Raw genomic sequence first — 23,984 nt, forward strand, 5'->3', positions numbered from 1 at the left:
AGGGCAAGAACCTGCCTTACAAGAGCCCCACGTTCGCTGGCATGCTTGCAGCAATACCTGGTCTCGGATACCTGTATGACGGTTATCCCAAAACTGCCCTCTCTTCATTCATTGTAAATGGTTTGTTCTTTTGGGGAACTTATCAAGCATTTGATAATAGAGATTACGGCCTGGGCGCATTGATGGGTATATTTTCATTCGGTTGGTACACAGGGAACATATACGGTTCAGTAATTTCAGCCAGTAGAAGAAATGTCAAATTGGAAAGGGATATACTGTCGCGGTTTAATATAGGCTTTGTGTTTTAGTCAGCTCCGTGCACTGTATGACTGTGATCCGCTAACGTCGTTTAAGGGAGGTATCATGTTTGCTATCTGTGAAGCAAGACCCAGGATCTTTCGTGTGACCGCACTTTTTGTGATGCTCTCATTCTTTTGGATCACAATTGGCGCAGATATGGCATTGGCTCAGCAAGAAGTTACTGTTCCTGCTGGTACAGTAGTTTCGTTCACGACATCAGAGGTGATATCACCGAAAGTGCTACACGTTGGAGATCGTGTAAACTTGAGAGTAACATATGATGTTATTGTTGATGATATTGTTGTTATCAAGGCTGGAACTAAAGCAGTTGCGGAAGTTACGGAGTCCACAACCAGCGGCGCAGTCGGCAAACCAGCAAAGATAGGTATTTCTATCAAGAGGGTCGAGGCTGTCGATGGTAGTACGGTACCGCTTTATGGTACGAGATTAGCCGAAGGCGAAAGCAAGGTAGGTACTGCAGTAATAGTCACAATACTCTGTTGCGTACTTGGCCTGCTAATTAAAGGTGGTACTGCTGAGCTGCCCGCCGGTACTGAGATTCAGACGGAGACTGCTGGAACAGTAAAAGTCACTGTAGAATAGGCACACGAATAGGCGATGGTTGTTCACTTGATTTCACTCTCTTGACAAGGGCAAGTTTCAGTGACCAGCTTTCCAAAATCGTTCAGATTCTACATTTGTAAGTTCCATCATAAGATATCGATGATGTAGCGTACTTGATATCTTACACGTTTTCTGGAGGACAGGAGGCTTGTGCTGAATGCCTCTTACCGTAGCGCAGCATGTGATCACCTTATGAATGAGCCTGAAATGGCAAGTCATTGGAGCTTATAGAACACATTTTTAAAAGCGGAGGAACTGCAGATGAATCTAAAGGACATTGGTATCACCATTAATCAGATAATACGATACGGGTACGGCGGCTTTTTGTTCTTCCTCTTGTGCGCCATTGTTCATCCTGAGGCGTCCAAATCAGTGAGAGAGTCTCTCGGTGATGTTCTCTGTGTAGTGATAGGTTTCTCAATCGGCTCGGCAATCTATATTGCCAACCGTCCAGTTTTGGGCGATTTGGTATTCTGGAATCTCTTTGAGATGATCCACAGATGGCGTCAGAGCAGATCGGTTCGTGAGATCGATAGCATCGAAAGAGGGTTTACCTGCAAGCGAAATCTACTTGAAAGAAGGTACAATGTCCGAAGAAAGGATGCCGAAAACGCTTATCGACTCCTGAGAGACAAATGTTACCCTGAGGATATGAGAGGACGATTCTTCGCACAGCACACTGAGATTCATGTACTCTATGTCTCATTCACTGTGCTGTTCGGGTTCTTCCTGCATTTACTGTGTTGTCACATATTCTACAACAGAGCTGACTGGAGCTACACAATAGCATTTCTTGTGCTTTCAGTTTTGAGTGTCACATTTGCAATGGTCGAAGACATACGAGTATGTGAGATGGAATGTGCGCATCTTCTTACACTTGATGATGATGAAATCAGACAGATGGTGCAGCGAGCTGAGTTCATCAATTACGACAAGTCCTGACATCTCAATCTGCGTGCTGTGGCCAAAGTGACAACTACTGGATTGTCCAGAAAATCACTCCAATTTCCGAGAGGGTGGTACTTATACTCGTGCCTCGAAGAATACGCTACTGGGTGGATGGCGGGGTAGGCCACTCCACACCGGTACTTTGACTGAACTTGTGCAACCCAACCATAATCGAATTCATGTCTATACGCTCCGCTTTGTTGAATTCGGCTGGATAGGCTTCGGAGGCAGGGAGATACTCCAAAGAACTGAGTTCTGCCATTATTGGCTCTGGGATACGATCCATCGGCGAAAGGTGCATCAATGGACAGGATATACCTACGGTTGCCGATGTTTGGGCTCATAGAGCATGACTTGACGGCGCTGTAAGAGATCATTCTCGGCATTGATCTCTTGAGTCCGATATTGTTGTGGATGGAGAATGAAAGAGTGTCTCATGAAACCGATCCTGTCATTGCTATTACAACTCTCGGGCTTGAGGTTGCGCAAAGAACCGCAATCAACGACCGCTGCCCTGCATCCGGGGCGGGCGGGACGTCTGTCGCCCAGAGATTCGAGCACAAGAAAAGCCCGGCGAGTGGAAATCTCGCAGGGCTTCGAAATTTGGTGGAGCCGAGGGGGCTCGAACCCCTGACCTCTTGACTGCCAGTCAAGCGTTCTCCCAGCTGAACTACGGCCCCACAACGCGACGCAATATAGTATCAGCTTCGGCTCTGTCAAGGGATTAATTGGAGCTGACAATCTCTCGCGATCCGCAAGATGCAGACTGACAAGCTGATATCTCTCACATGCTTAGAAAGCCGCCAAAATAGCCTGCAGTGACTGTGAACTAATGTTGAACTTCGCAGGACAGTGCGGGTAAGAATGTTGTGGCATCAGACCTTCATTTAGGTTATCATGTGCCGATATTTGATGTAACAGTAAGGGAGAAAACATGATGAGTACAATGCAACCGTCACGCACATTCGCTCTGATAGTCCTTGCGATTCTGCTTCTGACTTCCGGATCGACTCTGGCTGACGACAAAGTCCCCGGCAAGATTCTCTTTGAGAACGTCTATTTCCCGCAGCTAATCGAATCGGGTCAAAAAGTCGCGTATTTCAAGGCGATCATCAAAGACAGTACATCGATTAGCCGTCTCTGCATCGGTGATCTCAAGACCGGGAAAGAGACAATACTGTTCAAGGATATTGACTTCAATATCGACAAGACGCAGGCCTTCTGCATAACTCCGGATAACAAGTATGCGGCGCTCGTAGACAAAAGACTCACAATGTGCGATATCTGGCTGCATGATCTTAGTGACGAATATGCCGAACCGATTCGTGTGACTAATCTCGAGAAATTCGACCCCGGCTATTCTGCAGACGATGTGATGGCGATGGGAATGAACCCGAAAAACGTTCTCGATGTGAGACAGCTTGATATCTCGCCGGATGGCAAGAAGTACGCGTACACCTTCGGAGTTCTCGGCAAGTCCGCAGTCTGGATGTACGAAATCGACAGAGATCACTATCGTCAAATGACGCCTGATCGTCAGGGCTACCTGCCGAAGTGGTTCCCCGACTCAGAGAGATTTGTCTATGTCAAGGGCGACTCGCTCTCAGGAGTGTGGAGTGAGGACATGTTTATTATGGATGTCCGCACCAATAAGTCGACACCGCTTGTGGCTAGCGAGAAGAGCGAAGGTTGGGCTACTCCATCTCGTGATGGCAAGTATGTCGCCTATCTTGAGAATTCCGAAGGCGTCTGGAATCCATGCGTAGTGAGGGTCTCAGATGGAAAGACCATCCGCCTGGTCACGCTTCCCTTCGGTAAGAGTTGTGGATCGGCAATCTGGAGCGGCGATGGTACGAGCGTTTATGTGGTCATGAGCGGCTTTGATGAGGCGTTTTCCTATCTGGTTGAACTTCCGTTCGATTCCAAGATGCTGGACTAATTCAGGAGAATTTGTTTTTGTTGACTTAGACCTGCTCCGAGGATAGTTGTAAGGTTGAGAATTCGCCCAATGGGCAGATGTCATACAGGGAGGTAGAATGCCCGATCTCGCAAGATCTTTTACTTACATGTTCGAGGATAAAGCGTGGCTTTCGAAAGTGCTGGTCGGCGCTGCGTTCGTGCTGTTGTCGCCACTTATCATAGGTGCGCTGTTTCTCGGTGGGTACTTAGTCGAGGTCATCAAACGATCATACGAGGATCATGAGGTGCCGCTGCCGGAATGGGATAATTTCGGCGACATGATTGGAAAAGGGCTGATCATGCTGATCATCACCGTCGTGCTCTATATCCCCGCCATCATCATTAACTTTCTGCCGTGTACGCAGTTGCTGGTGTTCGCATACACGATTCTCGCGATGCTGGTGGCTCCGCTGTTCTACGCACGCTACGCGGTAACTGGGGATCTTAACGCAGTTTTCGCATTCAGCGAGATAATCGATCTTCTTAAAGACAATATCGCGAATCTTGCGGCTGTACTGATCATGTGGATCATCTTCGGGGTCATTGCGTCTCTCGGGGTGCTTGCACTCGGAATCGGTGTGTTATTCACGATGTTCTATGCCAATCTCGGTCTCTGTTTCCTGTTCGGCAAAGTCTATCAGGAGGCGATGAAGAAGAAAGAGGCATCAGGCGTCGGAGGTGAGCCGGGATCTGTTGGATAAACGCTGATGGAGTATCCATTCGCATTCATATCGAAGGCGGCCGGTGATCTCGGCCGCCTTTTCTGCAGGCATTTGCGATTGATCCTCGCTGTTGTCGCGATGGCTCTCGCGATCACGGCAATTCTCGCTCCCGTACTTGAATCGCTCGGATGGAAGCTGCTTCCGAGGTTGATCTATGGATTCGACAGTGCGCTATGCCACCAGATTCCGGGGCGCTGCCTGCACATCAGTGGGTATCCGGTGGCAGTGTGTGCCAGATGCTTCGGTGGATATGTCGGATTCGCCGCAGCGTCTTTGTTGTTCACGGCGCGGAGAGAATTCATCCCCGCAACGCGACTCATCTTCGGATTAGCAGGCTTACTCGGATTAGCAGATGCGGCATTGCAGTTCGCACAGGTCTACGACTCAGGCAATCTGCTGCGGCTTGCATCCGGCGCAGCCCTCGGATTCGGTTCAGGCATGCCGGTTTTCTTGTTCATCAGCGCGATCGAGAAATCACACAATTCTTAATTTTCTCCCACAGTCACGACATAATCATTATATTCAGGCATTATGCTCCGCAAATTGATTGTCAACAACTACGCTATTGTGAGGGAAATCTCTACAGATTTCGACGACGGACTCACAATTCTCAGCGGCGAGACTGGAGCCGGGAAGTCTATCCTGATCGGCGCTCTGAATCTGATTCTCGGCGAGCGGGCGTCATCCGATGTAATTCGCTCCGGAGAGCATCTCGCTGTGGTTGAAGCTGAAATCGATGACATCCCGAAGAGCGCAATCGAGGAATTGCAGCGTCTTGAGATCGATTGCGACGACGGTTGCGTGAAGTTTCGGCGCGAGGTCCAGACCAAAGGTCCCTCGCGTGCCTTCGTAAATGATCGCATGGTGCCTGTGTCGGCGCTTAAGAGTGTTGCGTCGACAATGTTCGATCTTGTCGGTCAGCATGAGCAGCAGTATCTCATCAATACGGATCACCACATTGCATTCCTTGATAGTTTTGCGGGATTGAACGAACTCTGCGGGCATGTAACGATTCTGTTCGAGCAACGGGTCAATGTTAAAGCAAAACTTGATAAGTTGGCTGATAAGGCACAGCGCCATAAAGAGATGCTGGAGCTGTATCAATTCCAGGTTCAGGAGATTGAACAGGCCGGTTTGTCTTCAGATGAAGAGGAAGCTCTTCTGTCTGAGAAGAAGATTCTCGAGAACGCCGGCAAGTTGCGCACAACACTCGGCGGAATCTCCGGTGTGCTGGCGACGGACGATCACTCGATTACATCGCGAATTGCACACATTGAAGCGATGCTTGAAGAGGCGGTCGAGATTGATCGATCCCTCGCGGAGTTTCTCGAAGGGATTGCTGGTTCGAGATATCTGCTGGAGGAAACCGGCAGGACTCTTGCCTCGCGCGCGGAATCGGTTGAGGCAAATCCGAATCGCCTCGAAGAAATCGAGAGCCGTCTTGATGTGTACTACGATCTGAAAAAGAAGTATGGCGGATCGATCGATGCGTTGAATGCATACTGTAAGAAAGCTCAAAGTGAATTGAAATCTGATATGGATCTGTCGGAGCAGATTGAACTGCATCGCACTCGACTACAGGGGATAGAGGAGGAGCTATCTCTGTCTGCTGTCGAGCTGTCAACAAAACGTCAGAAGCATGCTGATATTTTGTCGAAGAAGGTAGAGAAAGAGCTCTCGCAACTTGGAATTGCCAAGGGGCAGTTCCGGGTGCGGATTGATCGCAGGGAAGACGAGCAGGGATTGGTCGAGCATGATGGCAAGCGATATCGTGTAGAGAGAGACGGTATCGATCAAACTGAGTTCTATTTCTGTGCGAACCGTGGCGAAGAGCTGCGTCCGCTGGCGAAGATTGCATCGGGGGGAGAGCTTTCGCGCGTGATGCTTGCACTCAAAACTGTCGGCGCATCGAAAAAGCAGCTCGAGACTCTGATATTCGATGAGGTTGATTCGGGTATCGGCGGTGAGGTTGCAGCCGCTGTCGGTCGCAAGTTGCGTCAGCTTGCGAAGAAGCATCAGATCATTGTCATCACGCACCTGCAACAAATAGCAGCCGCCGGTGAGCATCATTATCAAGTCTACAAAGAAAAGCAGAATGGCCGAATGGTGACGTTGATCCGCAGACTATCAGAGAAAGAACGCCGCGAAGAGATCGGCCGCATGCTGACCGGCGACAAGCTCACCGAGACATCACTCAAGCAGGCGGATGAGTTGCTGGCGGAGTTTGAGTAGGGCGTAGGGTGGAGCGTGTTCCACCATGTTTGATTTTCCATTTGCGGCGGCCGTGCCAAGCAGCCCGAAGGGCTGTCATTGCGTTGAACAACGCAATCCAGTCCTGACGAAGTCTGGATACCGATTTGCATCGGTATGACAACGCCTGCGGCGTTGTAGTGGGGAAAGGGGATCCTGAACGATGCTAAGGAAGCTTGTCTACACAATCTCTGCCTTAGTTATCTTGATTGCCGCGGCATCGATATTCTGTAGTTACGACAAGGCACGGCTTCATGTCCATCTGTCGGAAAAGAGCCCGGATGGCAGCAAGGTAGCTAAAGTAGTCTGGAGATGGACAGACTCTGGGCGGGGCGCGACTATTAATAGTTGGTTGATTGTAGAAGATAGGAAAAGAGATTCGATTCTGTTCAAACGCGAGCTTCGGGGAGGAGCGGACATTCCCCAAGACATGACTCGGGAATTTCTAGGTATCAGTTGGGACAGCAACAACGTAGTACTTGACGTGAGAGGTCGCTACTACGACGGACCAACGAAGTTCGAATCGAAGTGATTTATGAATTGTGTGCCGTGGAGCACCGAGATAGAATTAGAGGTGACAAGTGGACAAACGGTTTCAGGTATTCGTTAGCTCGACATATGAGGATCTGAAGGTCGAGCGGCAGAAAGTAATTCAGAGTCTCTTGGAGATTGATTGTATCCCTGTTGGGATGGAGTTTTTCCCTGCTGCTGATGATGCCGCTTGGGAGGTCATCAGAAAGGTGATTGAGGAGAGCGATTACTATGTCGTGATCGTTGGTGGCAGATACGGCTCGTTAACTTCAAGAGGGATAAGCTACACACAGCGCGAATATGAGTACGCTGTCGAAAGAGGTGTACCGGTGGCAGCGTTCCTGCACGCAGAGCCAGACTCAATACCTTCGGGAAAGACGGAGATGTTGCCTGAAGGGCGAGAGAAGCTTGAGGAGTTTCGCGGACTGTGTCGGAAACGTATGTGTAAGTCATGGAAGACTGATGATGAACTCGCCGCGGCAGTTGTGAAGAGCTTTATATACTTGAAAAGAAACAATCCTGCAATTGGTTGGGTGCGTGCGGATCAAATGCCTGATGAATTCGCTGCCAAGGAAATTCTGAGATTGCAATCACGCGTTCGCGAACTGGAGAATGAACGCGAAATGCTCAGCACGAAGCCACCTGCCGGCACCGAGTCGCTTCAGCAAAGTGACGATGATATTTCCATTCTGATTCACGTTAGAGCAAAGAAGTACTGGGGACCGTCTCCTGAAAACTACGAATATATGGAAACCGAAGTCGCGATTACACGAACTTGGAATGATCTCCTAAAGATCTTGTCGCCAGCGATGATTGGAGAGGCCTCTGAAAACGATTTGAAGCAATTGATAGACGGAGATGTTGGCGAGAGGGAGATTGAAATGGCCACCTCATCGCAGCTCGGGATTCGATTGGATATTGACAGTTGGCACATATCGATAGCTAGTTTTCACATCATCATCATTCAGCTCAGGTCTTTGGGAATTATCGTGCAGGGCGACAAACCAAGAAGCCTGAAGGATGGGAATACTTATTGGAAACTGACGTCGTATGGAGACAACGTGATGACCCGAATGCTTGCTCTTAGGCGTGTCGAATAGACCGATGACCTTACGGCTCCACTTGTAAGATCGTTAGCGTCCGCAACGTAGGGCAGATTTCCACGAGACCTGCCTCTTGAAATAGTGTGGCGGGCTTGAGGGCAATCCCGTCATACGGTTTTCGATTAGCATTGGGGTAGATGTGGACATCTGCCGCCCTCAGATTACAGCAGCCGTGCCCTGCAGCCCGGAGGGCTGTCATTGCGTTGAAAAACGCAATCCAGTCCGCACACATGCTGGATACCGATTTCCGGGCTTGTTGAAAAAGTCCAAATACGCCCACCGTCGTCATCGCGAGGAGCGGAGCGACGTGGCGATCTCTAAGTCAATCAATGCAATAGTGAGATAATGAGATTGCCATGCTTCGCTCGCAATGACAGCGTTTGGGGTTTTTCAACAATCCCTTCCATCGGTATGACAACACCTGCGGCGTTGTAATTGCAGAATGGCCGCGATCGGAGATCACGGCCACACTTTTCAGATAACTGTTTATCATTGACCCGCTCGATGCGTTTTCGTAATATTCGAATAATAAAGGAGCTATCTCAATATGGAAATACTTGAGCGTGTATACAATTGGCTGCTGCCGGGGCTGCCGACAGGCATTGCGCTAATCGCGACTATCCTGATACTCATCGCAGTGCGATATATCCTCAACAAGAGCTACGCTGGTGCACTCGAACTTAGGTTCAGACGGCAGATCGTGACCATGATCCTCTCATTCCTGGGAATCATTGCAATTATTATTGTGCTGCCGATATCTGACTCGCTTCGCGGACAGCTCTTGACACTATTCGGAATACTGATATCTGCAGCGATCGCGCTTTCGTCAACCACACTTCTCGGAAACGCCATGGCTGGCATGATGCTGCGAGCAGTGCGGAATTTCCGGCTGGGAGATTTTGTCAGTGTCGGCGAGCATTTCGGAAGAGTATCGGATAGAGGTTTATTTCATGTCGAGATTCAAACCGAAGACCGCGATCTCACGACGATTCCGAATCTGTACCTTGTGACTAATCCGGTCAAGGTCTCGCGCGCATCCGGGACGATAATATCTGCGACCGTCTCGCTCGGTTATGACGTTCCTCACTCGAAAATCGAATCCTCGCTACTCGAAGCTGCCGAAGCTGCGGAGCTTCAGGATCCATTCGTGCACATCCTCGAACTGGGAGACTTCTCGGTCACCTATCGCGTCGCTGGACTACTTAAGGAGGTGAAGCAGTTGCTATCCACGCGATCGAACCTGAAAGAGATGATGCTCGACAAGCTTCACCTTGCGGGAATCGAAATAGTATCGCCGACGTTCATGAATACACGCGCTCAGTCGGAGCACAGAGTTTTCATCCCCGTGGTCGAACGAGAGCCTGCTGCTGAAGAACCGGCCTTTGTGAAAACGCCGGAGGCAGTAGTCTTTGACAAAGCTGAAAAAGCCGAATCGCTGGTGAAGCTGCGAGAGATGCATGAGCAACTGGGTGAAGATATCGAAACCATGAGAGAAAAAATCGAGAAGTCGAAAGATGATGTGAGTCAACGCGATAATCAGAAGGCTGAATTGGAACGCCTCGGAGTGCGGCGCAGCAGACTTGCGGACATCATTAAGATTCGTGAAGAGATAGAGAAGGAATAACGAGGATCGCGGCAACAGAGACTCCGACCGGTGGGTTATACAGGGTGATAGTGGTTCTCACCGCAGTGGTGGTGATTCTGTCGCTGCCCATTGTGGTGGCAGGTGATGCAAATCTTGGCAATTCGGGAGGAGGCCAGGAAGTGAGCGAACCAATGCACTATTTCGTTCAATTGCTTGGAACACGAGAAGGCTGGCCCGATAACATGTCGGCTGAAGAAGAGAAAATCATGAGCGAGCATTTCGTCTACCTTAAGGGCATGGTTTTCAAGAAGAAAGTCCTGATGGCGGGTCCCTGTTTCGATCCGGTCTTCGGTCTCATAGTGTTACAGGTCGACTCTGAATCGGAGGGCAGGGAAATTATCGACAACGACCCATCGATCAAGTCGGGTCTAATGACGTATAAGATGCAGCCATTCCATCTCTCGCTGATGGCGGAGCATGTCCCGAAGGATCGCTATGTGACGAATCCATCTGACAGAATTTTGCGCAAAGAAGTCACGGTGCAGGCCACGCTCGATGAGGTTTGGAATGCATGGACAACAGACGAGGGAGTGCGAAATTTCTTTTCCGAGAACACTAATGTGGAGCTTCGAGTCGGCGGACCGTATGAGATATATTTCAGCATGCAGCCGCCAGTTGGAATGCGCGGTTCGGAAGGGTGCCGCATATTGAGTTTTCTGCCGAAAGCGATGCTCTCATTCGAGTGGAGTGCGCCGCCGTCATTCGGAGAGTTGCGCAAGCAACATACTCAGGTCATACTGCAATTCGATGAGGCATCGGTCGGGCTGGTCAAGGTGACTTTCGCGCAGCTTGGCTGGGGCAAAGGTGAGGAATGGGACAAGCTCTACGACTATTTCGATCATGCGTGGTCATCGGTGCTGGGTGCGTTCGAAGAGAGATGTGTCGGTGGTGGATGAGATGATATTTTGGTAGTCAACGTTTCCAGGGATTACCTCAGGATTTGTGCCGCCAATCGGTTATAAACATATCAGCTTCTGACGATGTTATATAATATGTGGGCAAAAGTGCAAGAATTTTGGCTTGACATAGGGCTGATCGGTGGCTAATATGATTGATTAGCGCGGGCCCATAGCTCAGCGGTTAGAGCAACTGACTCATAATCAGTGGGTCCCAGGTTCGAATCCTGGTGGGCCCACTAGAATATGAATCGATGGGCAATTAGCTCAGTTGGTTAGAGCGTTCGGTTCACATCCGAGAGGTCACTGGTTCGAATCCAGTATTGCCCACCATGAGTGAGGTAAGATTCAAAATATGAGACCAGGATATCGAAAAACTCTCTGGTCGGAGCTGAATGCAGCTGACGACGGCATAAATGAAGAAGACTCAGGAGTGCACTCGGAAACCGAGTGCACTTTTTCATTGTTACATAGTTTCAAATGTTATGGGAGTGGGTAATGCAGAAGCAGATTGAATTGTTGATGAAGCTTCAGGACATTGATTATTTCATCGGAGAATTGGAGAGGTCAAAGGATTACCTGCCGGATATGATTGAGAACCTTCGCAAAGAAATGACGGAGGTTGCCGACACGCTCGAGAATCACAAGAAACGCCTTGCAGAAGCTAAGCTTGAGTTGAAGAGCCTCGAAATTGAAGTAGGTGCAAATAATGAGGCTTTGGAAAAATACCAGCATCAGATGCTGAGTATTAAGACCAACAAAGAGTATGATGCTCTTACGCAGGAGATCGACAGAACCAAGGAAGTGGTTAGCGATGCCGAGGACAAGACACTGCTTCTGATGGATGAGATCAGCGAGTTGGAGCAGAAGATCGAGGAATACGAGGCGAAGTCGGACGAGACAAGAAAGCTAAACGTTGACCAGCTCGAGCAGCTTCAGAATCAGATCGATGCTGTTGGCGAGAAGATGCAGATGAAGGACGACGAGCGTAAGAATGTTCTTGTGCGGATACCGAAGCAACTCATGTCGGCTTACGAGAGAATCAGAAAAGGACGTGGGGGAGACGTCGTAGTGCCGGTCAAGAGACGGTCATGCGGAGCCTGCTACAAGCAGCTCGAACCGAGGCTTGTGCAAGAGATCAAGAAAGCCGACAAGGTGATTACGTGCGATTCGTGCGGAAGAATTCTCTATTGGGCGGGAGATGACGATTGATAAACGATAAAGTCGCGAAAGTGGGACTGACATTTGATGATGTCCTGCTGATTCCTGCCAGAAGTTCCGTGCTTCCGGCTGAGGCCAACGTTGCCACCAAGCTCTGTATTGGTATCGATCTGAATATTCCGATAGTGTCTGCAGCGATGGACACGGTTACCGAGGCGGAGCTTGCGATCGCTCTTGCCCGCGAGGGCGGGCTCGGATTTATCCACAAGAATATGAAGATCAGTAAGCAGGCTGCTGAAGTAGATAAGGTCAAACGATCAGAGTCTGGCATGATAGTCAATCCGATCACGCTTCCTCCCGATCAGCCGATCGCCGAAGCTCTCGGTGTGATGACAATGTTCTCGATTTCCGGCATTCCGATTACGGAGAAGGGAAAGCTCGTCGGCATCCTTACCAACCGGGACTTGCGTTTTCATAAGAATCTGAGCGTGAAGATCGCCGATGTGATGACAAAAGACAATCTCATCACAGTGCCGCCCGGAACGACTCTTGACGAGGCGCAGGAGATTCTTCACAAGAATCGTATCGAGAAACTGCTTGTTGTCGACGACGACGGTATGCTTAAGGGAATGATAACGGTCAAGGATATTACTAAGAGAATCATGTATCCGTTATCATGCAAAGATGAGCAGGGGAGACTGCGAGTCGGCGCGGCGGTCGGTGTCGCCAAAGATATGCTGGACCGCGCTCGGGCGTTGGTTGAATCGAATGTCGATGTGCTTGCAGTCGATTCGTCACATGGTCATTCTGAGGGCGTGCTTAAGGCGGTTGAATCTCTCAGAAAGGAATTCCCGAGTCTTCCGATAGTGGCAGGCAATGTTGTCAGCGCTGAGGGGACTCGCGATCTGATCACTGCAGGAGCAAATTGTGTGAAGGTCGGAATCGGTCCCGGTTCGATCTGCACTACGCGCGTTGTCACAGGCGCAGGCGTTCCACAGATTACGGCGATACTTGAATGCAGCGAGGAAGCTCGCAAGCATGGTGCCCACATCATTGCCGACGGCGGTGTCAAATACTCAGGCGATGTCGCGAAGGCGCTCGCAGCAGGTGCCAATGTTGTCATGATTGGTTCGCTGTTTGCCGGCACAAAAGAAGCTCCCGGCGACGTCGTGCTGTACGAGGGGAGAAGCTACAAGCTCTATCGCGGCATGGGATCGATCGAGGCGATGCGACAGGGTTCAGGGGACAGATATTTCCAATCGGACACCAGCGAAGTCAAGAAACTGGTGCCGGAAGGTATCGAAGGCCGCGTGCCATACAAGGGCGAACTCTCCGATTCCATTTATCAGCTTATGGGCGGTCTCAAAGCCGGTATGGGTCTGACCGGATGCCGCACGGTAAGCGATCTGCAGACGAAAGCGAAATTCGTTCAGGTAACATTCGCAGGCTTACGCGAAAGCCATCCCCACGATGTCTCTATCACAAAAGAAGCCCCTAACTACCAGGCGTGGCGGTAGACGTTGGAATGTGAATCTGTCCGGCTATGCACATAACATCAGATTCCTGACTATTTACTGCTAGCGAGAATATCGGCTAATCACACATCACTATGTGCGGAGCGGGGCGGATATTTCTTGTCGATTCGTTCGCGGTAGAGCTGGCCGATGAGGCTGCCGAGGATGAACACGATCGATGTATAGTAAATCCAGAATGCAACTACTATCAGGAACGAATACGCGCCGTAGACTTTCGTGAGCGTCGCCACATGAGCTATGTAGTAGCCGAAGATTATTTCGGCAATCTTCCACATCGCCGCAGCAGAGACTGCGCTCATCAGCACGACTCTCTTGGGAAGCTTTGTCTGCGGTACGAGAAGATAAACTATGAAAAATGCGAAGAATATTACAAGTGTTGTAACGACATCAACAGCAATATCTGCCAGACCGGCGAGATCGAAACGACCGAGTAATTCGGACCGGCTCGCGAAATCCTCAATGATACCGACCGATGGAAGGACTGTCGTCGAGAGCAGAAAGTAAATAATGACGAGCAACACGAGGCCGATGTCGCGCAGTTTGCTGACATAGACTGAGTGGTTGTCCTTGACGTTATACGAATTGTTGAGAACGGTCCGCATGCTGGAGAAGAGACCGCTTGCTGCGAATAGCAGACCCGCCAGTCCGAGCAAACCAGCAACGCCTTTATACACTCTAAACTCGTCAACTCTTGTCAAGATGAGGTCCTTTATATGTTGTGCGTATGACTCGTATGGAATCACACGATCTATGAGTGCATCTATCTCGGATGTGACCGTGGTCTTTTCCAGCACGTTGCCGATGACTGCAAATATGATCAGTGTCATCGGAATAATGCATACGAAGATCGAGAATGAGAGCCCCCCGGCGAGCAGGAACACATGATCGTCTCCGACTCGATTGTAAAGTCCCCCAACGTAATGGCTGAGAAAATCCTTCAGACTCCTCAGCCGCTGCCTAAACCATGATTCTGATGCCGTCTCGTCAACTTCGCTCATAACAATATCTCACCTGCAAATGGGCATGTTGAAAAACCATAGATGACGTCATCATTGCGAGCGAAGCGTGGCAATCTCCGCATTTCACAATAGCCTTGATTGATATAGAGATCGCCACGTCGCTACGCTCCTCGCGATGACGCTGCTTCACAGCATCGGGACTTTTTCAACAAGCCCCAATGCGAGAGTTCGTGGACAAACTTAATGAAAAATAGTGGTATTACGCAAATAAATTATCCTCTCGAATTTCTGCTCCAGTGGCGGAATGCTTCACCGTGGCTGTACGCTTGCGCTTTCTTCTGCGGCACACACAGGAGCACAGCTCCTGTGTACACATGATGGCTATGCCCCAGCGCTCTCTCTTGCGGCACTCACAAGGAGTATAGCTACTGTGAATTCATGTATCAGAGATCGCCACATCGCTGCGCTCCTCGCGATGACACGAGGCAGGCTCAAGAAAAAGAACCGCCTCTTGGAGAGGCGGTTCAATATTGATATCGGTCGATGGATGCTGTCTCGATCAGCTTCCGCCCTTCTTATCGCTTCCAGTTGGCCTAAGCGGCGTCTTGTCAGTGGATGCTGACTTAGACGATGCAGGTGGAGTGTTCGCATGACTGGCTTTCGCGGAGATATTACCGATTTCGATCGGTATCGTATATCTCGTGTCCTGATAGTCCATCATTGACAATGTGAAGGAAATTTTCTTGCTCAACTGATCGAAATCATCGCGCAAAGTCACGAAGATATCTCTTTCATCACCGGCGGCGATCACGCCGTCAGGCATCTGCACATCGACAATATCAGTCGGAGCGAAGACAATCGCGGGATTGATCGGCTGATGCGACACATTCTTGATAACAAGCCTGAACGGCTCACCACGCTTCTCAAGAGGGATTGTCACACGCGACGGAAATATCGCGGCGGGCGTAGTTGAATCAAAACTTGCAACGCCCTCTGCTGTCAACGTGACCAGCATTTCCTTATTGTTGGGATCGCTGGTATATATCCGCGGACCTTTGGTCACCTTGGATGCGCGGCTTATGCTGAGACTGATTCCGACTTCAGCGCTGTCTCCGACAGCGAGGAACCGCTTATCAAGCGGCGCCTTTGTGCAGCCTCACCCAGGCTTGATTTTGACGATATCCAGAGTATCTGTTCCGACATTCCTGATGTGGAATGGGTGATACGCTGAACTCCTCGTGGGTGTATAGCCAAAATCAAACTTTGCCTCTACAAGTTCGGCCTTGCCATTCACGTAAGGGCTTTCATACGTGTCAGTCCGGGGGGACTGTGGCTTCGAGGCGATCGGTTTCTTGCTTTCGCCTTGCGACGGTTCAGAGAGGGTCTTGCTCTGAATTATGTTGAAACTGATAAAGGCAAGAATGATTATCGGAGTGAGAAACAACACCTTTTTCATTGTTCAAAATCTCCAAGAGTGCCTGTCATAGACAGTCGAAAAGGTTACTTATATACCAAAGAACATAGGGTTTTCAACGCCATTGTCAAGCTATAAGAGGCTTGCAGCAGTGCGGCATAGACCGCCCATCTACCTTGTGCAGTGTCTCAATGGCCTCCGGATGCCGCCTTGAGTGGCTGATCGATCTCTCTTGTGAACTGCACCGGGATCGTAAAACGCGTTCGCTTCGGATCATTCAACTCAAACGTGAACGATTTCTTTGCAGTCTCCGCATCCAGATCTTCGGCCACCCAGACAGATATAGTCGTTGATTCCCCGGGATCCACTGAATGTTCGGCGTATTCGTATCTGAACGCCTCGTGAGGTCGCGACACCAATTGCGGGGTCAATGCTACATCCGAGAGATTCGTAACAGTCACACTGAATTTCTCGCTCCGCTGATCCTGCTTGATATCGACGACCTGCGGGTCGACCTTGATCAGGGAGATGGAATCCTCAGCAGGGCGAATATTCGATTGCAGCGTAAGTTTGCTGTTACCTTTCGTTATGTCACTGGTGACGACTGTGGCAGTCTTCTTCTGCTGACCAAGCCGTTTGCCGGTGCTGAAAATCAGTTCTATTTCTGCGCTGTCACCGACAGCGATGAGCCTCTTGGTAAGAGGCGCCTTTGTGCATCCTCACCCAGGCTTTATCTGGATAATCTCTAACGTGTCAAGCCCTTTGTTCTGAATCCAGAAGCTGTGGCTTATACTCGCCTCCTGAGGGACCATCCCGAAATCGAATTCCAGCTCGGGCAGGTAGAGCCTGCCTTTGGTGTATGTTCCTGCCGCCTTGGAGATGTTCTCAGGCTTGACCGGAGTGCCAGCCAAGGCAGACGTCGTCAGGATGAGAGCGGACATGACGGTACTTGCAAGAAAACGCATAGTTGCTAAATCCCCATAAGTTCAAATAGCGAATGCTGAGAAGATAGTCTGCTTAAAGTTATAAATAACGCCCATCAAGTCAAGCGAAACATATACTGGCAGTTAATAACATCAATTTCCTTGTTTGGTTCTCGAATTCACCTTCTTGATATATGATACCGGGATTGACATTCTGGTACCCGCAGCATCGCCGAATTCAACTGTGAATGACTTCTTGAAATACTCCTCCTTTCGGTCTTTCCTTACATTCACGATCGCATCGAGTTTCGCGCCGACATCGAGCATATCGCCAGCCAGGTGAACGTCAAAGCAATCATCATCAGAGTATACAAGCTTCACAGCCAATGTATCCATAGTTATGTTCTTTATTGCGATCTTATTTGCGTCGTTCAAGGTCTCCGGCATAAGATAGAGCTTCTTGGGAGTGCAGACTACAGGGGAGGTAGGAGCCGACTCTGGAAATATCAACGCCTTGATCTTGAGTTGCAGAGTTCTGTTCAACAGATCGCTGGTGTGAACTTTGGTGGTCTTATTGTATTGGCCTCTCTTGTTTCCCGAGTTTAATGTTATTTCGATCAGAGAGCTGTCGCCGACAGCTATAAGCTTCTTGGAAATAGGAGCCTTGGTGCAGCCTCAGCCAGGGTCGACCTTCAATACTTCGAGAGTATCAGACCCCATATTGATGAGATAGAACTTCTTCGATACGAACGCGTTCTGAGGCACTTTCCCGAAATCGAATCCCCCTTCTCGGATTACCGCACGTCCTTTCGTATACACACTTTCAGTCACAGTACTGCGCTGGCGAGGCGGCACGACGGTCTGAGCTGAAGCGATTGAGCCAAGGATTAGAATTGCCGATATCAGATGGCGTAACAGCATATATGTCATTTAGATCCCTCACGAAGGCAGATCAAGATGTCCGTCCTTATAACAAAAATCACACTGTACTTATACAATCGGCAGCCCGATCGGATGAATATATTCAAAAATTCCGCATGAGCCAGGGGAAATGAGACTCATGCGCACATCCACCGCAAATCGGCAAGAAAATGACAAGTTTATGCTTGACAGCGGCACATTAGTGCACTACTGTATGTTTGTGCAGTACGGTGGATCGGGATTGTAGAAAGCGGTATGCATGAATTCCGAAGGTCGACCTGCATGATAGCGAGGGAAGATGTATGGTAAAAGCAAAACTGACGGCGAGGCAGAAACAAGTCTACGATTTCATTGCGGCGAGCATCCTTGAGAAGAGTGCGCCTCCGACGATCCGCGAAATAGGAGAGCGCTTTTCAATCCAGTCGACCAACGGCGTCAGATCGATCCTGGCAGCGTTGATCAAGAAGGGCTACATCAAAAAAACTCCGCTCGTTTCGCGCGGGATAGAGCTTGCGACCAGGATGACAACATCGGTAAGGCAACTGCGATTGGTGGGTGCAGTCCCTGCAGGTGCGCCGCTTCTGGCGGACGAAAATGTAGAGGGGAGCATCGCGGTCGACACGACATTTCTGCCGTCTGGTGAGACTTATAGCCTGCGTGTGGTGGGGGAGAGCATGATCGGTGCTGGAATTGTCGATGGTGACTTTGTTGTTGTGCGCAAGCAGGATTCAGCTGACGCAGGGGACATTGTCGTCGCGGTGATCGGAGATGAGGCGACCGTAAAGCGATACTATCCGGAGCCTGACTGCATCCGGCTTGAGCCTGAGAATGATGCGTTCGGTCCGATTATTGTCGAGAACGATACGCCCGGATTCTACATCGCAGGCAAAGTAGTGGGACTTCTCAGGCGGATGTAGTGATTCTCCGGTCGGTCATGATGAACTAGTCAGATTGATGCAGCGCTTCACCCGGATTGTGATATGTATCAGGATGTGGAAGAACCCATAGATGTGATTGCCGTATTCGAGAAGAGCAGAATGAGGCCGCTTCGCTTCAAATGGAAGGATCGGGTCTATCGAATTGCCAAGATCACCGGAGTGTGGCAAAGTGAGGTGGGTCGATACCGGTTCAGGCATTTTGCAGTTGTCGATGAAGGCTCCAACTTCTTCGAATTGTCGTATGACCAACATGATACAAACTGGACGCTCTGTAAATTGTCTGTCGACTAATATCCTGTTTACCAGTATCATAAGTGTCGATCGTGTAAGTGTTGGTTTGTATGCATTGATCGCGAGTCTGTTTAACGCTGAACTGATAGTAGTTGCTGATGAACAGATTAGGGAGGTATTATGGAAGCAGTTGATTCGTTGAAATCAGGATATGTTTCTATCAAACAATGGGTGGACAAGCTCCTTGAGGATGTAACCGAGGAGGAATCTGTCCAACGCGGGAAAGACCTTATGAATCACATAAGGTGGCAGGTTGGACATCTATGCGTTTCCACAAAACTCCTGGTGAAGGGTCTTGGAGGTGATACTGAGTATGAGGGAAGTGAGCGGTATTCGAAGCTCTTCGACTTCGGTGTTGAATTCGCTGAGGATCCATCTCTCTTTCCTGCCCTCCGCGAGCTGATAGACAACTATGGCATGGTGCACAACCGCGCGGTGAGCGCACTCGATGGGGTCTCTGCTGATGATCTCGATGAGGTCATCCAGATTACGGACGAGTGGAAGGAGAGCAGGGGAAGACTGATTATGTTCATGACACTTCACGATGCGTATCATGCCGGGCAGATTGGCGCGATTCGAGCCAAGGTGCTCGGAAGGAAAGGCGTGTTCGGATAATGTTCCCCACCGGCAGACGTGGTGCTATGCGCGACCGGCAAGTTGGTTGCTCGAGCGGCTCGGAGCGAGTTGTTCTTCATGTCGACATGGATGCATTCTATGCGCAGGTCGAGCAGCTTCACCGGCCGGAGCTGAGGGGACTTCCTCTTCTGGTCGGGATCGGTGATTCGCGAAGGGGTGTGGTCGCGACATGCTCATATGAGGCTCGCGCATTTGGTGTGAAATCCGGCATGGCTATGGGGGAAGCTCTCAGACTCTGTCCGCAGGCGACGGTCGTTGCGGGATCATTCGACGCTTACGAGTATTACGCCGACCGAATTCGAGAGATATTCAGAGAGTTCACACCACTTGTTGAGCCGACTTCAATCGACGAGGCATATCTGGATGTGACCAGATCAATGAATCTCTTCTCCGGTGCAGTTGCGATAGCTCGTGAGTTAAAGAAGAGGATCAAGGAGCGGCTGGACCTGACGTGCTCGGTCGGCGTTTCGGTCAACAAGCATCTCGCGAAAGTAGCGTCTGCACTGGAGAAGCCCGATGCGCTTACCACGATGTGGCCGCATGAACTGCCGGCTAAGTTCTTCGTGCTCGACGTCTCGAAGCTGTTCGGTGTTGGACCCGTGGCGACACGACGTCTCAACGAGGCGGGCATTTTCAAGATTGGTGAGCTTGCAGGTGTGCCGCTGTCGTTGCTCACGAAGCGATTCGGTGTGATGGGGGAGCATTTCAGGAGAATAGCGAATGGCCTCGATGAGTCGCCTGTGCAGCCTCATGATGATTTGCATCACGAGAGATCGATGTCTCACGAACACACGTTCGAATACGACATCAGGGACTTCGAGTTAATCGATTCGGTGATTCTCCATCTGACCGACAAGGTAGTGCAGCGCCTGAAGAAACGACGATTCGTTGCCCGGACTATCACTCTTCGAGTCAGGTATGCTGATTTCAAGACGATTACTCGCGACCGCACTATCAACCGGCCCACAGACGATGTGCAGACTATCTACAGCGTGGCGCGAAGTCTCTTGCCGGAAAAGACTGTTGTGCAGCGTACTGTAAGACTTCTGGGTGTCAGAGTCTCTAAGCTGACTTCGCTTGATGAGGATGATCAGATGACGCTCTTCTCGAGCGACATCTCGATCAAACAGCGCACAGCGGCGGACGCAGTCGAAGCAATAAGAACGAAATTCGGAAAGGGCTCTATTGTCAGGGCCGGGAGTCTTGCGTATCTTGAACGAAAAGAACGCAAGAAGACTTGACAGTTGGCCGTTTGGTACCAGCACAGGGGCAAATGATATGACTGAGATTGTCCTTGCCAGGACACCTGCGGATATCGCCGAAATCAGGAAGCTCTTCCGGGAGTATGCGGCGTCGCTGGATTTCGATCTCTGCTTCCAGGATTTCGATTCTGAACTTGAAGAGCTTCCCGGTGACTATGCCCCGCCGTCCGGACGGCTTTTCTTAGCTACTGTGGACAGTCTTGCGGCCGGTTGTGTGGCACTCAGAAGATTGTCAGGCGTTGTATGCGAAATGAAGCGGCTTTATGTACGTCCAGAGTTCCGAGGTCTTGCGATCGGCAGGCAACTTGTTGAAGCAATCGTTAAGGAAGGGCGTGAAGCTGGTTACCGCGCGATGCGTCTTGATACTCTCGCATCAATGGAAGCTGCCCGCAACATCTATCGATCACTGGGATTCGTTGAAATCGAAGCCTACAGGTACAATCCAATCGAGGGAGCTGTCTACATGGAAATGATTCTGTGATGCCCTTACTGCCCCGACGTCATTTCACGATCACGGTTACTCAGTGCAGATTCCGACCAGAGCTCCGATCTGCTTGCTACAGCCATTGTTGTTTTCGAGACAGGGAGAGTCGGCTCTGAGCTGCAAATCGCCGAGAACAACTTCACAGAAATTGGGATCGGCCGAGAAGTTGCCGTCAATGCCTGCTTTCACAGACAGACTATCGCCCACCCAGTCGCCTCCTGCGTTATTATAGAGATCAGTGCACCTTACGTTCGGAGTACTATTTACATCAAGTATGTTGATGGCCTCGCCTATTGTGCTGAAAGCGATTATACACTCTTGAAGTGTCGCTTTGGAGTTGGTAGCGCAGCTCAGCCCACCACCACCTGAGCGTCCGGTGTTTTGCACAAGTGAGCAGTTCACGAGATGCGGATTCGATTCGGACGTAGCATATATCGCCCCACCTTCCTGCGCCGTATTCTTGAAGGCAACGCAGTTTGTGAAGGACGGGGAGGATGAATTGCAGAATGCTACTCCTCCAAAACCTGCAGCCATGTTGCTCTCGAATCTGCTGTCAGAGATGTTGGGAGACGCGCTAGAGCAGTTGAAAGCGCCCCCGCGCTGCAGCGCCTCGTTGTCGATGAATGTGCACGATCTGAAAATCGGCCGCGCACCACCTTCTGCGGTGACTGCGCCGCCATCTTTCGTGGCATCGTTTGAATTGAATTCGCAGTTCTCGAAAATAGGGGAGGCCGTGCGACACGCGACCGCACCGCCGAAGTCTGCATCATTTCTAAAAAATACGCAGTTGATGAACTTGGGCGAACTGGTCTCGCAATATACCGCACCACCCCAACCTTTCAACTGAGCATCGGCCTCCGACGCGAAACCTTTGATAATCGTGAATCCTTCGATCACTGTATTGGAATCTTCACTCATAAAGATGAATGCCCTGTGAGGTTTGCTCGTGCTTCCCTTGCAGTCTATAGTAGTCGAGTCGGGTCCGCCGGCGGATCGCAAAGTTATGACTTTGCCTCCAAACCTGAGATCGCGGTTCCCGGCATCGGTATATGTGCCGCTGGCAACCACGATTTCGTCACCGTCTTCTGCCGCATTTATCGCAAGTTGAATGGTTTTGTAGGCCTCAGGTACCTTGAGAGCCTGCGGTCCCGGCGGAGGATTGTCGCCGGCATCCAGCGTGCTCTGCCATTCGCACGACAAGTTCAGGAGTACCATCAGTAGACCTACAATCAGCAGAATATTTCTGTACATTATTTACCTCATTAACAAATAGTCACCGTTTCCGCAACGATATCCCTGCATTCAAAGTTCCCGTCCGGCTCTCAGAAAAAAGACGGGTAAGTCTCTGTAATGTCAAAAGCCGGGCAGCAGAATACAAGCCCGCTTAACCGTTATACGAAAGAAACCCGCGTTGGTTGCGAATGTCAAGGTGTTTGAATAAGTTACTTCGATCGATTTGACATCGACTGAAATGAATCGTCTCAGATTCAGGAGTCCGAACACGAAACAGGTTAGATTCAGGCTTGAGGCTGTATCAGGCGCAATATCCCGCGGAAAGGCCAGGTTCGCGATTGTCAGACTTTATCTGCCTCAGAAGATTCAGTCAGCGGTTGGAGGCTGAGATGGTGCAGGGACTGCTGGAGTACCGAGGGGTTGATGCGCGCATGACCGCAATCGAGCCAAGCGAAGACTCCGCATGCGATGATGCCGATGATGTCTGTTTTGCCCTGATGGTGCGAGTGCGCGATTTCGCCCGAGCGGAGTCGATATTGAAGACAACCTTCACAGATCTCTGAGTGACGAATACCACACGGGAGAGCAATCTCACAGAATCTCGTATATTGAATGAGGCGCGCGCCATGTGAGTCGCTCAGAAGTCCGATTCCTTATGACTGCGATTGTTGAGTCTGTGGATGTGACGTTTCTCTCTGTTGTATCGATACGCGCCTATAACGACGGTTATCAAACCGAGCGGAATGAATATCCAGCCGACAATCTCGATTACAAGCGAATCGAAGAAATGTACAAAAGTGACTCCCGCAACGAAGAACGTCAGTGCTGTTCGCATATATGACAGCACCGTGCGTTCGTTTGCAAGGATCGTGCGAAACGACGCAAGAATATCGGTGGGACTCCATTCAGCAGTGTCTTCTTCAGATTCCTTGTAGTGTGACTTCGCTCCGCTCATATCTCATACTCCGGCGTTCATGGTCTCGAAACTCCAACTCATTGTATCGAGACTATAACAGTTGTGCAGTGTATAAGTTCAATCGATTCTTTCATCTGCAATCTTCGATATGTGCTGATTGTACTGAGCGATATCTCATTACTCGCCGGGAATCGAATATGTCCGGTTGCTTATCGCAGGACGGATTCAATCAATGCCGGAGGCCGGAATCGAACCGGCACGGGGTGTAAGCCCCGCTGGATTTTGAGTCCAGTGCGTCTACCAATTTCACCACTCCGGCATCGTTGCGAATTA

Annotated in this window: 28 protein-coding genes and 4 tRNA genes; 21 read left to right on the forward strand and 11 right to left on the reverse strand. The window is 50.2% G+C overall.

Annotated elements, in window-relative coordinates:
* The 3 genes from KKH67_09605 to KKH67_09615 all read left to right on the forward strand — a co-directional run.
* Positions 1–308 (forward strand): hypothetical protein (locus KKH67_09605; protein MBU1319434.1); only part of this gene is annotated, 308 nt, incomplete at its 5' end.
* 55 nt (positions 309–363) lie between these two features.
* Positions 364–903 (forward strand): hypothetical protein, encoded by a 540-nt coding sequence (locus KKH67_09610; protein ID MBU1319435.1) that lies wholly within the window; start codon positions 364–366, stop codon positions 901–903.
* 282 nt (positions 904–1,185) lie between these two features.
* Positions 1,186–1,866 carry a hypothetical protein gene (locus KKH67_09615; protein MBU1319436.1) on the forward strand — a complete coding sequence of 227 codons (681 nt, stop codon included), beginning with the start codon at positions 1,186–1,188 and terminating at the stop codon, positions 1,864–1,866.
* Positions 1,867–2,476: 610 nt separating this feature from the next.
* Here KKH67_09615 and KKH67_09620 read toward each other — a convergent pair.
* Positions 2,477–2,552, reverse strand: a tRNA-Ala gene (locus tag KKH67_09620).
* 254 nt (positions 2,553–2,806) lie between these two features.
* Here KKH67_09620 and KKH67_09625 point away from each other — a divergent pair.
* The 12 genes from KKH67_09625 to guaB all read left to right on the forward strand — a co-directional run bounded on the left by KKH67_09625 (position 2,807) and on the right by guaB (position 13,656).
* On the forward strand, positions 2,807–3,811 hold the full coding sequence (locus KKH67_09625; GenBank protein ID MBU1319437.1) for a hypothetical protein: 1,005 nt from the start codon (positions 2,807–2,809) through the stop codon (positions 3,809–3,811).
* Between the two features lie 97 nt (positions 3,812–3,908).
* A complete protein-coding gene (locus KKH67_09630) occupies positions 3,909–4,532 on the forward strand; it encodes a DUF4013 domain-containing protein (GenBank protein ID MBU1319438.1) in 624 nt (207 codons plus the stop codon).
* 6 nt (positions 4,533–4,538) lie between these two features.
* Positions 4,539–5,042: a DUF2085 domain-containing protein gene (locus KKH67_09635; GenBank protein ID MBU1319439.1), complete on the forward strand. Its 504-nt coding sequence runs from the start codon at positions 4,539–4,541 to the stop codon at positions 5,040–5,042.
* Between the two features lie 42 nt (positions 5,043–5,084).
* Positions 5,085–6,785, forward strand: coding sequence for a DNA repair protein RecN (gene recN / locus KKH67_09640; protein MBU1319440.1), 1,701 nt, complete (start codon positions 5,085–5,087; stop codon positions 6,783–6,785).
* 181 nt (positions 6,786–6,966) lie between these two features.
* Complete coding sequence (locus tag KKH67_09645) at positions 6,967–7,335, forward strand: hypothetical protein (GenBank protein ID MBU1319441.1); 369 nt, start codon at positions 6,967–6,969, stop codon at positions 7,333–7,335.
* A gap of 49 nt (positions 7,336–7,384) precedes the next feature.
* Positions 7,385–8,434, forward strand: a complete 1,050-nt coding sequence (locus KKH67_09650) for a DUF4062 domain-containing protein (GenBank protein ID MBU1319442.1) — start codon at positions 7,385–7,387, stop codon at positions 8,432–8,434.
* A 550-nt stretch (positions 8,435–8,984) separates the two neighbouring features.
* The gene (locus KKH67_09655; GenBank protein MBU1319443.1) at positions 8,985–10,061 is read left to right on the forward strand and encodes a mechanosensitive ion channel family protein; all 1,077 of its coding nucleotides are present in this window, start codon (positions 8,985–8,987) and stop codon (positions 10,059–10,061) included.
* A 44-nt stretch (positions 10,062–10,105) separates the two neighbouring features.
* On the forward strand, positions 10,106–10,978 hold the full coding sequence (locus KKH67_09660) for an SRPBCC domain-containing protein (GenBank protein MBU1319444.1): 873 nt from the start codon (positions 10,106–10,108) through the stop codon (positions 10,976–10,978).
* A 166-nt stretch (positions 10,979–11,144) separates the two neighbouring features.
* A tRNA-Ile gene (locus KKH67_09665) sits at positions 11,145–11,217 on the forward strand.
* 17 nt (positions 11,218–11,234) lie between these two features.
* Positions 11,235–11,311 (forward strand) — tRNA-Val (locus KKH67_09670).
* 165 nt (positions 11,312–11,476) lie between these two features.
* Complete coding sequence (locus tag KKH67_09675; GenBank protein ID MBU1319445.1) at positions 11,477–12,190, forward strand: hypothetical protein; 714 nt, start codon at positions 11,477–11,479, stop codon at positions 12,188–12,190.
* Positions 12,187–13,656: an IMP dehydrogenase gene (gene guaB / locus KKH67_09680; GenBank protein ID MBU1319446.1), complete on the forward strand. Its 1,470-nt coding sequence runs from the start codon at positions 12,187–12,189 to the stop codon at positions 13,654–13,656. The genes KKH67_09675 and guaB overlap by 4 nt, the downstream gene beginning before the upstream one ends.
* A gap of 80 nt (positions 13,657–13,736) precedes the next feature.
* Here guaB and KKH67_09685 read toward each other — a convergent pair whose 3' ends face one another.
* The 7 genes from KKH67_09685 to KKH67_09715 form a co-directional block, all read right to left on the reverse strand.
* Positions 13,737–14,672, reverse strand: coding sequence for a YihY/virulence factor BrkB family protein (locus KKH67_09685; GenBank protein ID MBU1319447.1), 936 nt, complete (start codon positions 14,670–14,672; stop codon positions 13,737–13,739).
* Between the two features lie 520 nt (positions 14,673–15,192).
* A complete protein-coding gene (locus KKH67_09690; GenBank protein MBU1319448.1) occupies positions 15,193–15,696 on the reverse strand; it encodes a hypothetical protein in 504 nt (167 codons plus the stop codon).
* Positions 15,697–15,789: 93 nt separating this feature from the next.
* Entirely contained in the window at positions 15,790–16,089 is a 300-nt protein-coding gene (locus KKH67_09695) for a hypothetical protein (GenBank protein ID MBU1319449.1), read from the reverse strand.
* A 146-nt stretch (positions 16,090–16,235) separates the two neighbouring features.
* On the reverse strand, positions 16,236–16,733 hold the full coding sequence (locus KKH67_09700) for a hypothetical protein (GenBank protein ID MBU1319450.1): 498 nt from the start codon (positions 16,731–16,733) through the stop codon (positions 16,236–16,238).
* A 33-nt stretch (positions 16,734–16,766) separates the two neighbouring features.
* Entirely contained in the window at positions 16,767–17,012 is a 246-nt protein-coding gene (locus KKH67_09705; GenBank protein ID MBU1319451.1) for a DUF1573 domain-containing protein, read from the reverse strand.
* Positions 17,013–17,123: 111 nt separating this feature from the next.
* Positions 17,124–17,627: a hypothetical protein gene (locus tag KKH67_09710; protein MBU1319452.1), complete on the reverse strand. Its 504-nt coding sequence runs from the start codon at positions 17,625–17,627 to the stop codon at positions 17,124–17,126.
* 18 nt (positions 17,628–17,645) lie between these two features.
* The gene (locus KKH67_09715) at positions 17,646–17,900 is read right to left on the reverse strand and encodes a hypothetical protein (protein ID MBU1319453.1); all 255 of its coding nucleotides are present in this window, start codon (positions 17,898–17,900) and stop codon (positions 17,646–17,648) included.
* A 293-nt stretch (positions 17,901–18,193) separates the two neighbouring features.
* Here KKH67_09715 and lexA point away from each other — a divergent pair, with 293 nt between their 5' ends.
* The 5 genes from lexA (at position 18,194) to KKH67_09740 (ending at position 21,499) form a co-directional block, all read left to right on the forward strand.
* On the forward strand, positions 18,194–18,808 hold the full coding sequence (gene lexA / locus KKH67_09720) for a transcriptional repressor LexA (GenBank protein MBU1319454.1): 615 nt from the start codon (positions 18,194–18,196) through the stop codon (positions 18,806–18,808).
* A 63-nt stretch (positions 18,809–18,871) separates the two neighbouring features.
* Positions 18,872–19,120 carry a hypothetical protein gene (locus KKH67_09725; GenBank protein ID MBU1319455.1) on the forward strand — a complete coding sequence of 83 codons (249 nt, stop codon included), beginning with the start codon at positions 18,872–18,874 and terminating at the stop codon, positions 19,118–19,120.
* Positions 19,121–19,240: 120 nt separating this feature from the next.
* Entirely contained in the window at positions 19,241–19,735 is a 495-nt protein-coding gene (locus tag KKH67_09730; protein MBU1319456.1) for a DinB family protein, read from the forward strand.
* Between the two features lie 26 nt (positions 19,736–19,761).
* Positions 19,762–20,997, forward strand: a complete 1,236-nt coding sequence (gene dinB / locus KKH67_09735) for a DNA polymerase IV (GenBank protein ID MBU1319457.1) — start codon at positions 19,762–19,764, stop codon at positions 20,995–20,997.
* Between the two features lie 37 nt (positions 20,998–21,034).
* Positions 21,035–21,499 carry a GNAT family N-acetyltransferase gene (locus tag KKH67_09740; GenBank protein MBU1319458.1) on the forward strand — a complete coding sequence of 155 codons (465 nt, stop codon included), beginning with the start codon at positions 21,035–21,037 and terminating at the stop codon, positions 21,497–21,499.
* 36 nt (positions 21,500–21,535) lie between these two features.
* On the opposite strand, the gene KKH67_09745 is transcribed toward KKH67_09740, so the two are convergent.
* Positions 21,536–22,753 carry a right-handed parallel beta-helix repeat-containing protein gene (locus KKH67_09745; protein ID MBU1319459.1) on the reverse strand — a complete coding sequence of 406 codons (1,218 nt, stop codon included), beginning with the start codon at positions 22,751–22,753 and terminating at the stop codon, positions 21,536–21,538.
* A 371-nt stretch (positions 22,754–23,124) separates the two neighbouring features.
* On the opposite strand from KKH67_09745, the gene KKH67_09750 reads away from it, so the two are divergent.
* Positions 23,125–23,298 (forward strand): hypothetical protein, encoded by a 174-nt coding sequence (locus KKH67_09750; protein ID MBU1319460.1) that lies wholly within the window; start codon positions 23,125–23,127, stop codon positions 23,296–23,298.
* 74 nt (positions 23,299–23,372) lie between these two features.
* Here the strand turns inward: KKH67_09750 and KKH67_09755 are convergent, their stop codons facing one another.
* Positions 23,373–23,690 carry a DUF202 domain-containing protein gene (locus KKH67_09755; protein MBU1319461.1) on the reverse strand — a complete coding sequence of 106 codons (318 nt, stop codon included), beginning with the start codon at positions 23,688–23,690 and terminating at the stop codon, positions 23,373–23,375.
* Between the two features lie 194 nt (positions 23,691–23,884).
* A tRNA-Leu gene (locus tag KKH67_09760) sits at positions 23,885–23,970 on the reverse strand.
* Positions 23,971–23,984: the final 14 nt, after the last annotated feature.

Source organism: Candidatus Zixiibacteriota bacterium, assembly GCA_018820315.1.
Classification (GTDB): Bacteria; Zixibacteria; MSB-5A5; order JAABVY01; family JAHJOQ01; genus JAHJOQ01.

Coding starts and splice junctions, on each gene's coding strand:
- KKH67_09610 (MBU1319435.1), top strand. CDS start 364: ATGTTTGCTATCTGTGAAGCAAGACCCAGGATCTTTCGTGTGACCGCA.
- KKH67_09615 (MBU1319436.1), top strand. CDS start 1,186: ATGAATCTAAAGGACATTGGTATCACCATTAATCAGATAATACGATAC.
- KKH67_09625 (MBU1319437.1), top strand. CDS start 2,807: ATGATGAGTACAATGCAACCGTCACGCACATTCGCTCTGATAGTCCTT.
- KKH67_09630 (MBU1319438.1), top strand. CDS start 3,909: ATGCCCGATCTCGCAAGATCTTTTACTTACATGTTCGAGGATAAAGCG.
- KKH67_09635 (MBU1319439.1), top strand. CDS start 4,539: ATGGAGTATCCATTCGCATTCATATCGAAGGCGGCCGGTGATCTCGGC.
- recN (MBU1319440.1), top strand. CDS start 5,085: ATGCTCCGCAAATTGATTGTCAACAACTACGCTATTGTGAGGGAAATC.
- KKH67_09645 (MBU1319441.1), top strand. CDS start 6,967: ATGCTAAGGAAGCTTGTCTACACAATCTCTGCCTTAGTTATCTTGATT.
- KKH67_09655 (MBU1319443.1), top strand. CDS start 8,985: ATGGAAATACTTGAGCGTGTATACAATTGGCTGCTGCCGGGGCTGCCG.
- KKH67_09675 (MBU1319445.1), top strand. CDS start 11,477: ATGCAGAAGCAGATTGAATTGTTGATGAAGCTTCAGGACATTGATTAT.
- KKH67_09685 (MBU1319447.1), bottom strand. CDS start 14,672: ATGAGCGAAGTTGACGAGACGGCATCAGAATCATGGTTTAGGCAGCGG.
- KKH67_09695 (MBU1319449.1), bottom strand. CDS start 16,089: ATGAAAAAGGTGTTGTTTCTCACTCCGATAATCATTCTTGCCTTTATC.
- KKH67_09705 (MBU1319451.1), bottom strand. CDS start 17,012: ATGCGTTTTCTTGCAAGTACCGTCATGTCCGCTCTCATCCTGACGACG.
- KKH67_09715 (MBU1319453.1), bottom strand. CDS start 17,900: ATGACATATATGCTGTTACGCCATCTGATATCGGCAATTCTAATCCTT.
- lexA (MBU1319454.1), top strand. CDS start 18,194: ATGGTAAAAGCAAAACTGACGGCGAGGCAGAAACAAGTCTACGATTTC.
- KKH67_09725 (MBU1319455.1), top strand. CDS start 18,872: ATGTATCAGGATGTGGAAGAACCCATAGATGTGATTGCCGTATTCGAG.
- KKH67_09730 (MBU1319456.1), top strand. CDS start 19,241: ATGGAAGCAGTTGATTCGTTGAAATCAGGATATGTTTCTATCAAACAA.
- dinB (MBU1319457.1), top strand. CDS start 19,762: ATGCGCGACCGGCAAGTTGGTTGCTCGAGCGGCTCGGAGCGAGTTGTT.
- KKH67_09740 (MBU1319458.1), top strand. CDS start 21,035: ATGACTGAGATTGTCCTTGCCAGGACACCTGCGGATATCGCCGAAATC.
- KKH67_09745 (MBU1319459.1), bottom strand. CDS start 22,753: ATGTACAGAAATATTCTGCTGATTGTAGGTCTACTGATGGTACTCCTG.
- KKH67_09750 (MBU1319460.1), top strand. CDS start 23,125: ATGGTGCAGGGACTGCTGGAGTACCGAGGGGTTGATGCGCGCATGACC.
- KKH67_09755 (MBU1319461.1), bottom strand. CDS start 23,690: ATGAGCGGAGCGAAGTCACACTACAAGGAATCTGAAGAAGACACTGCT.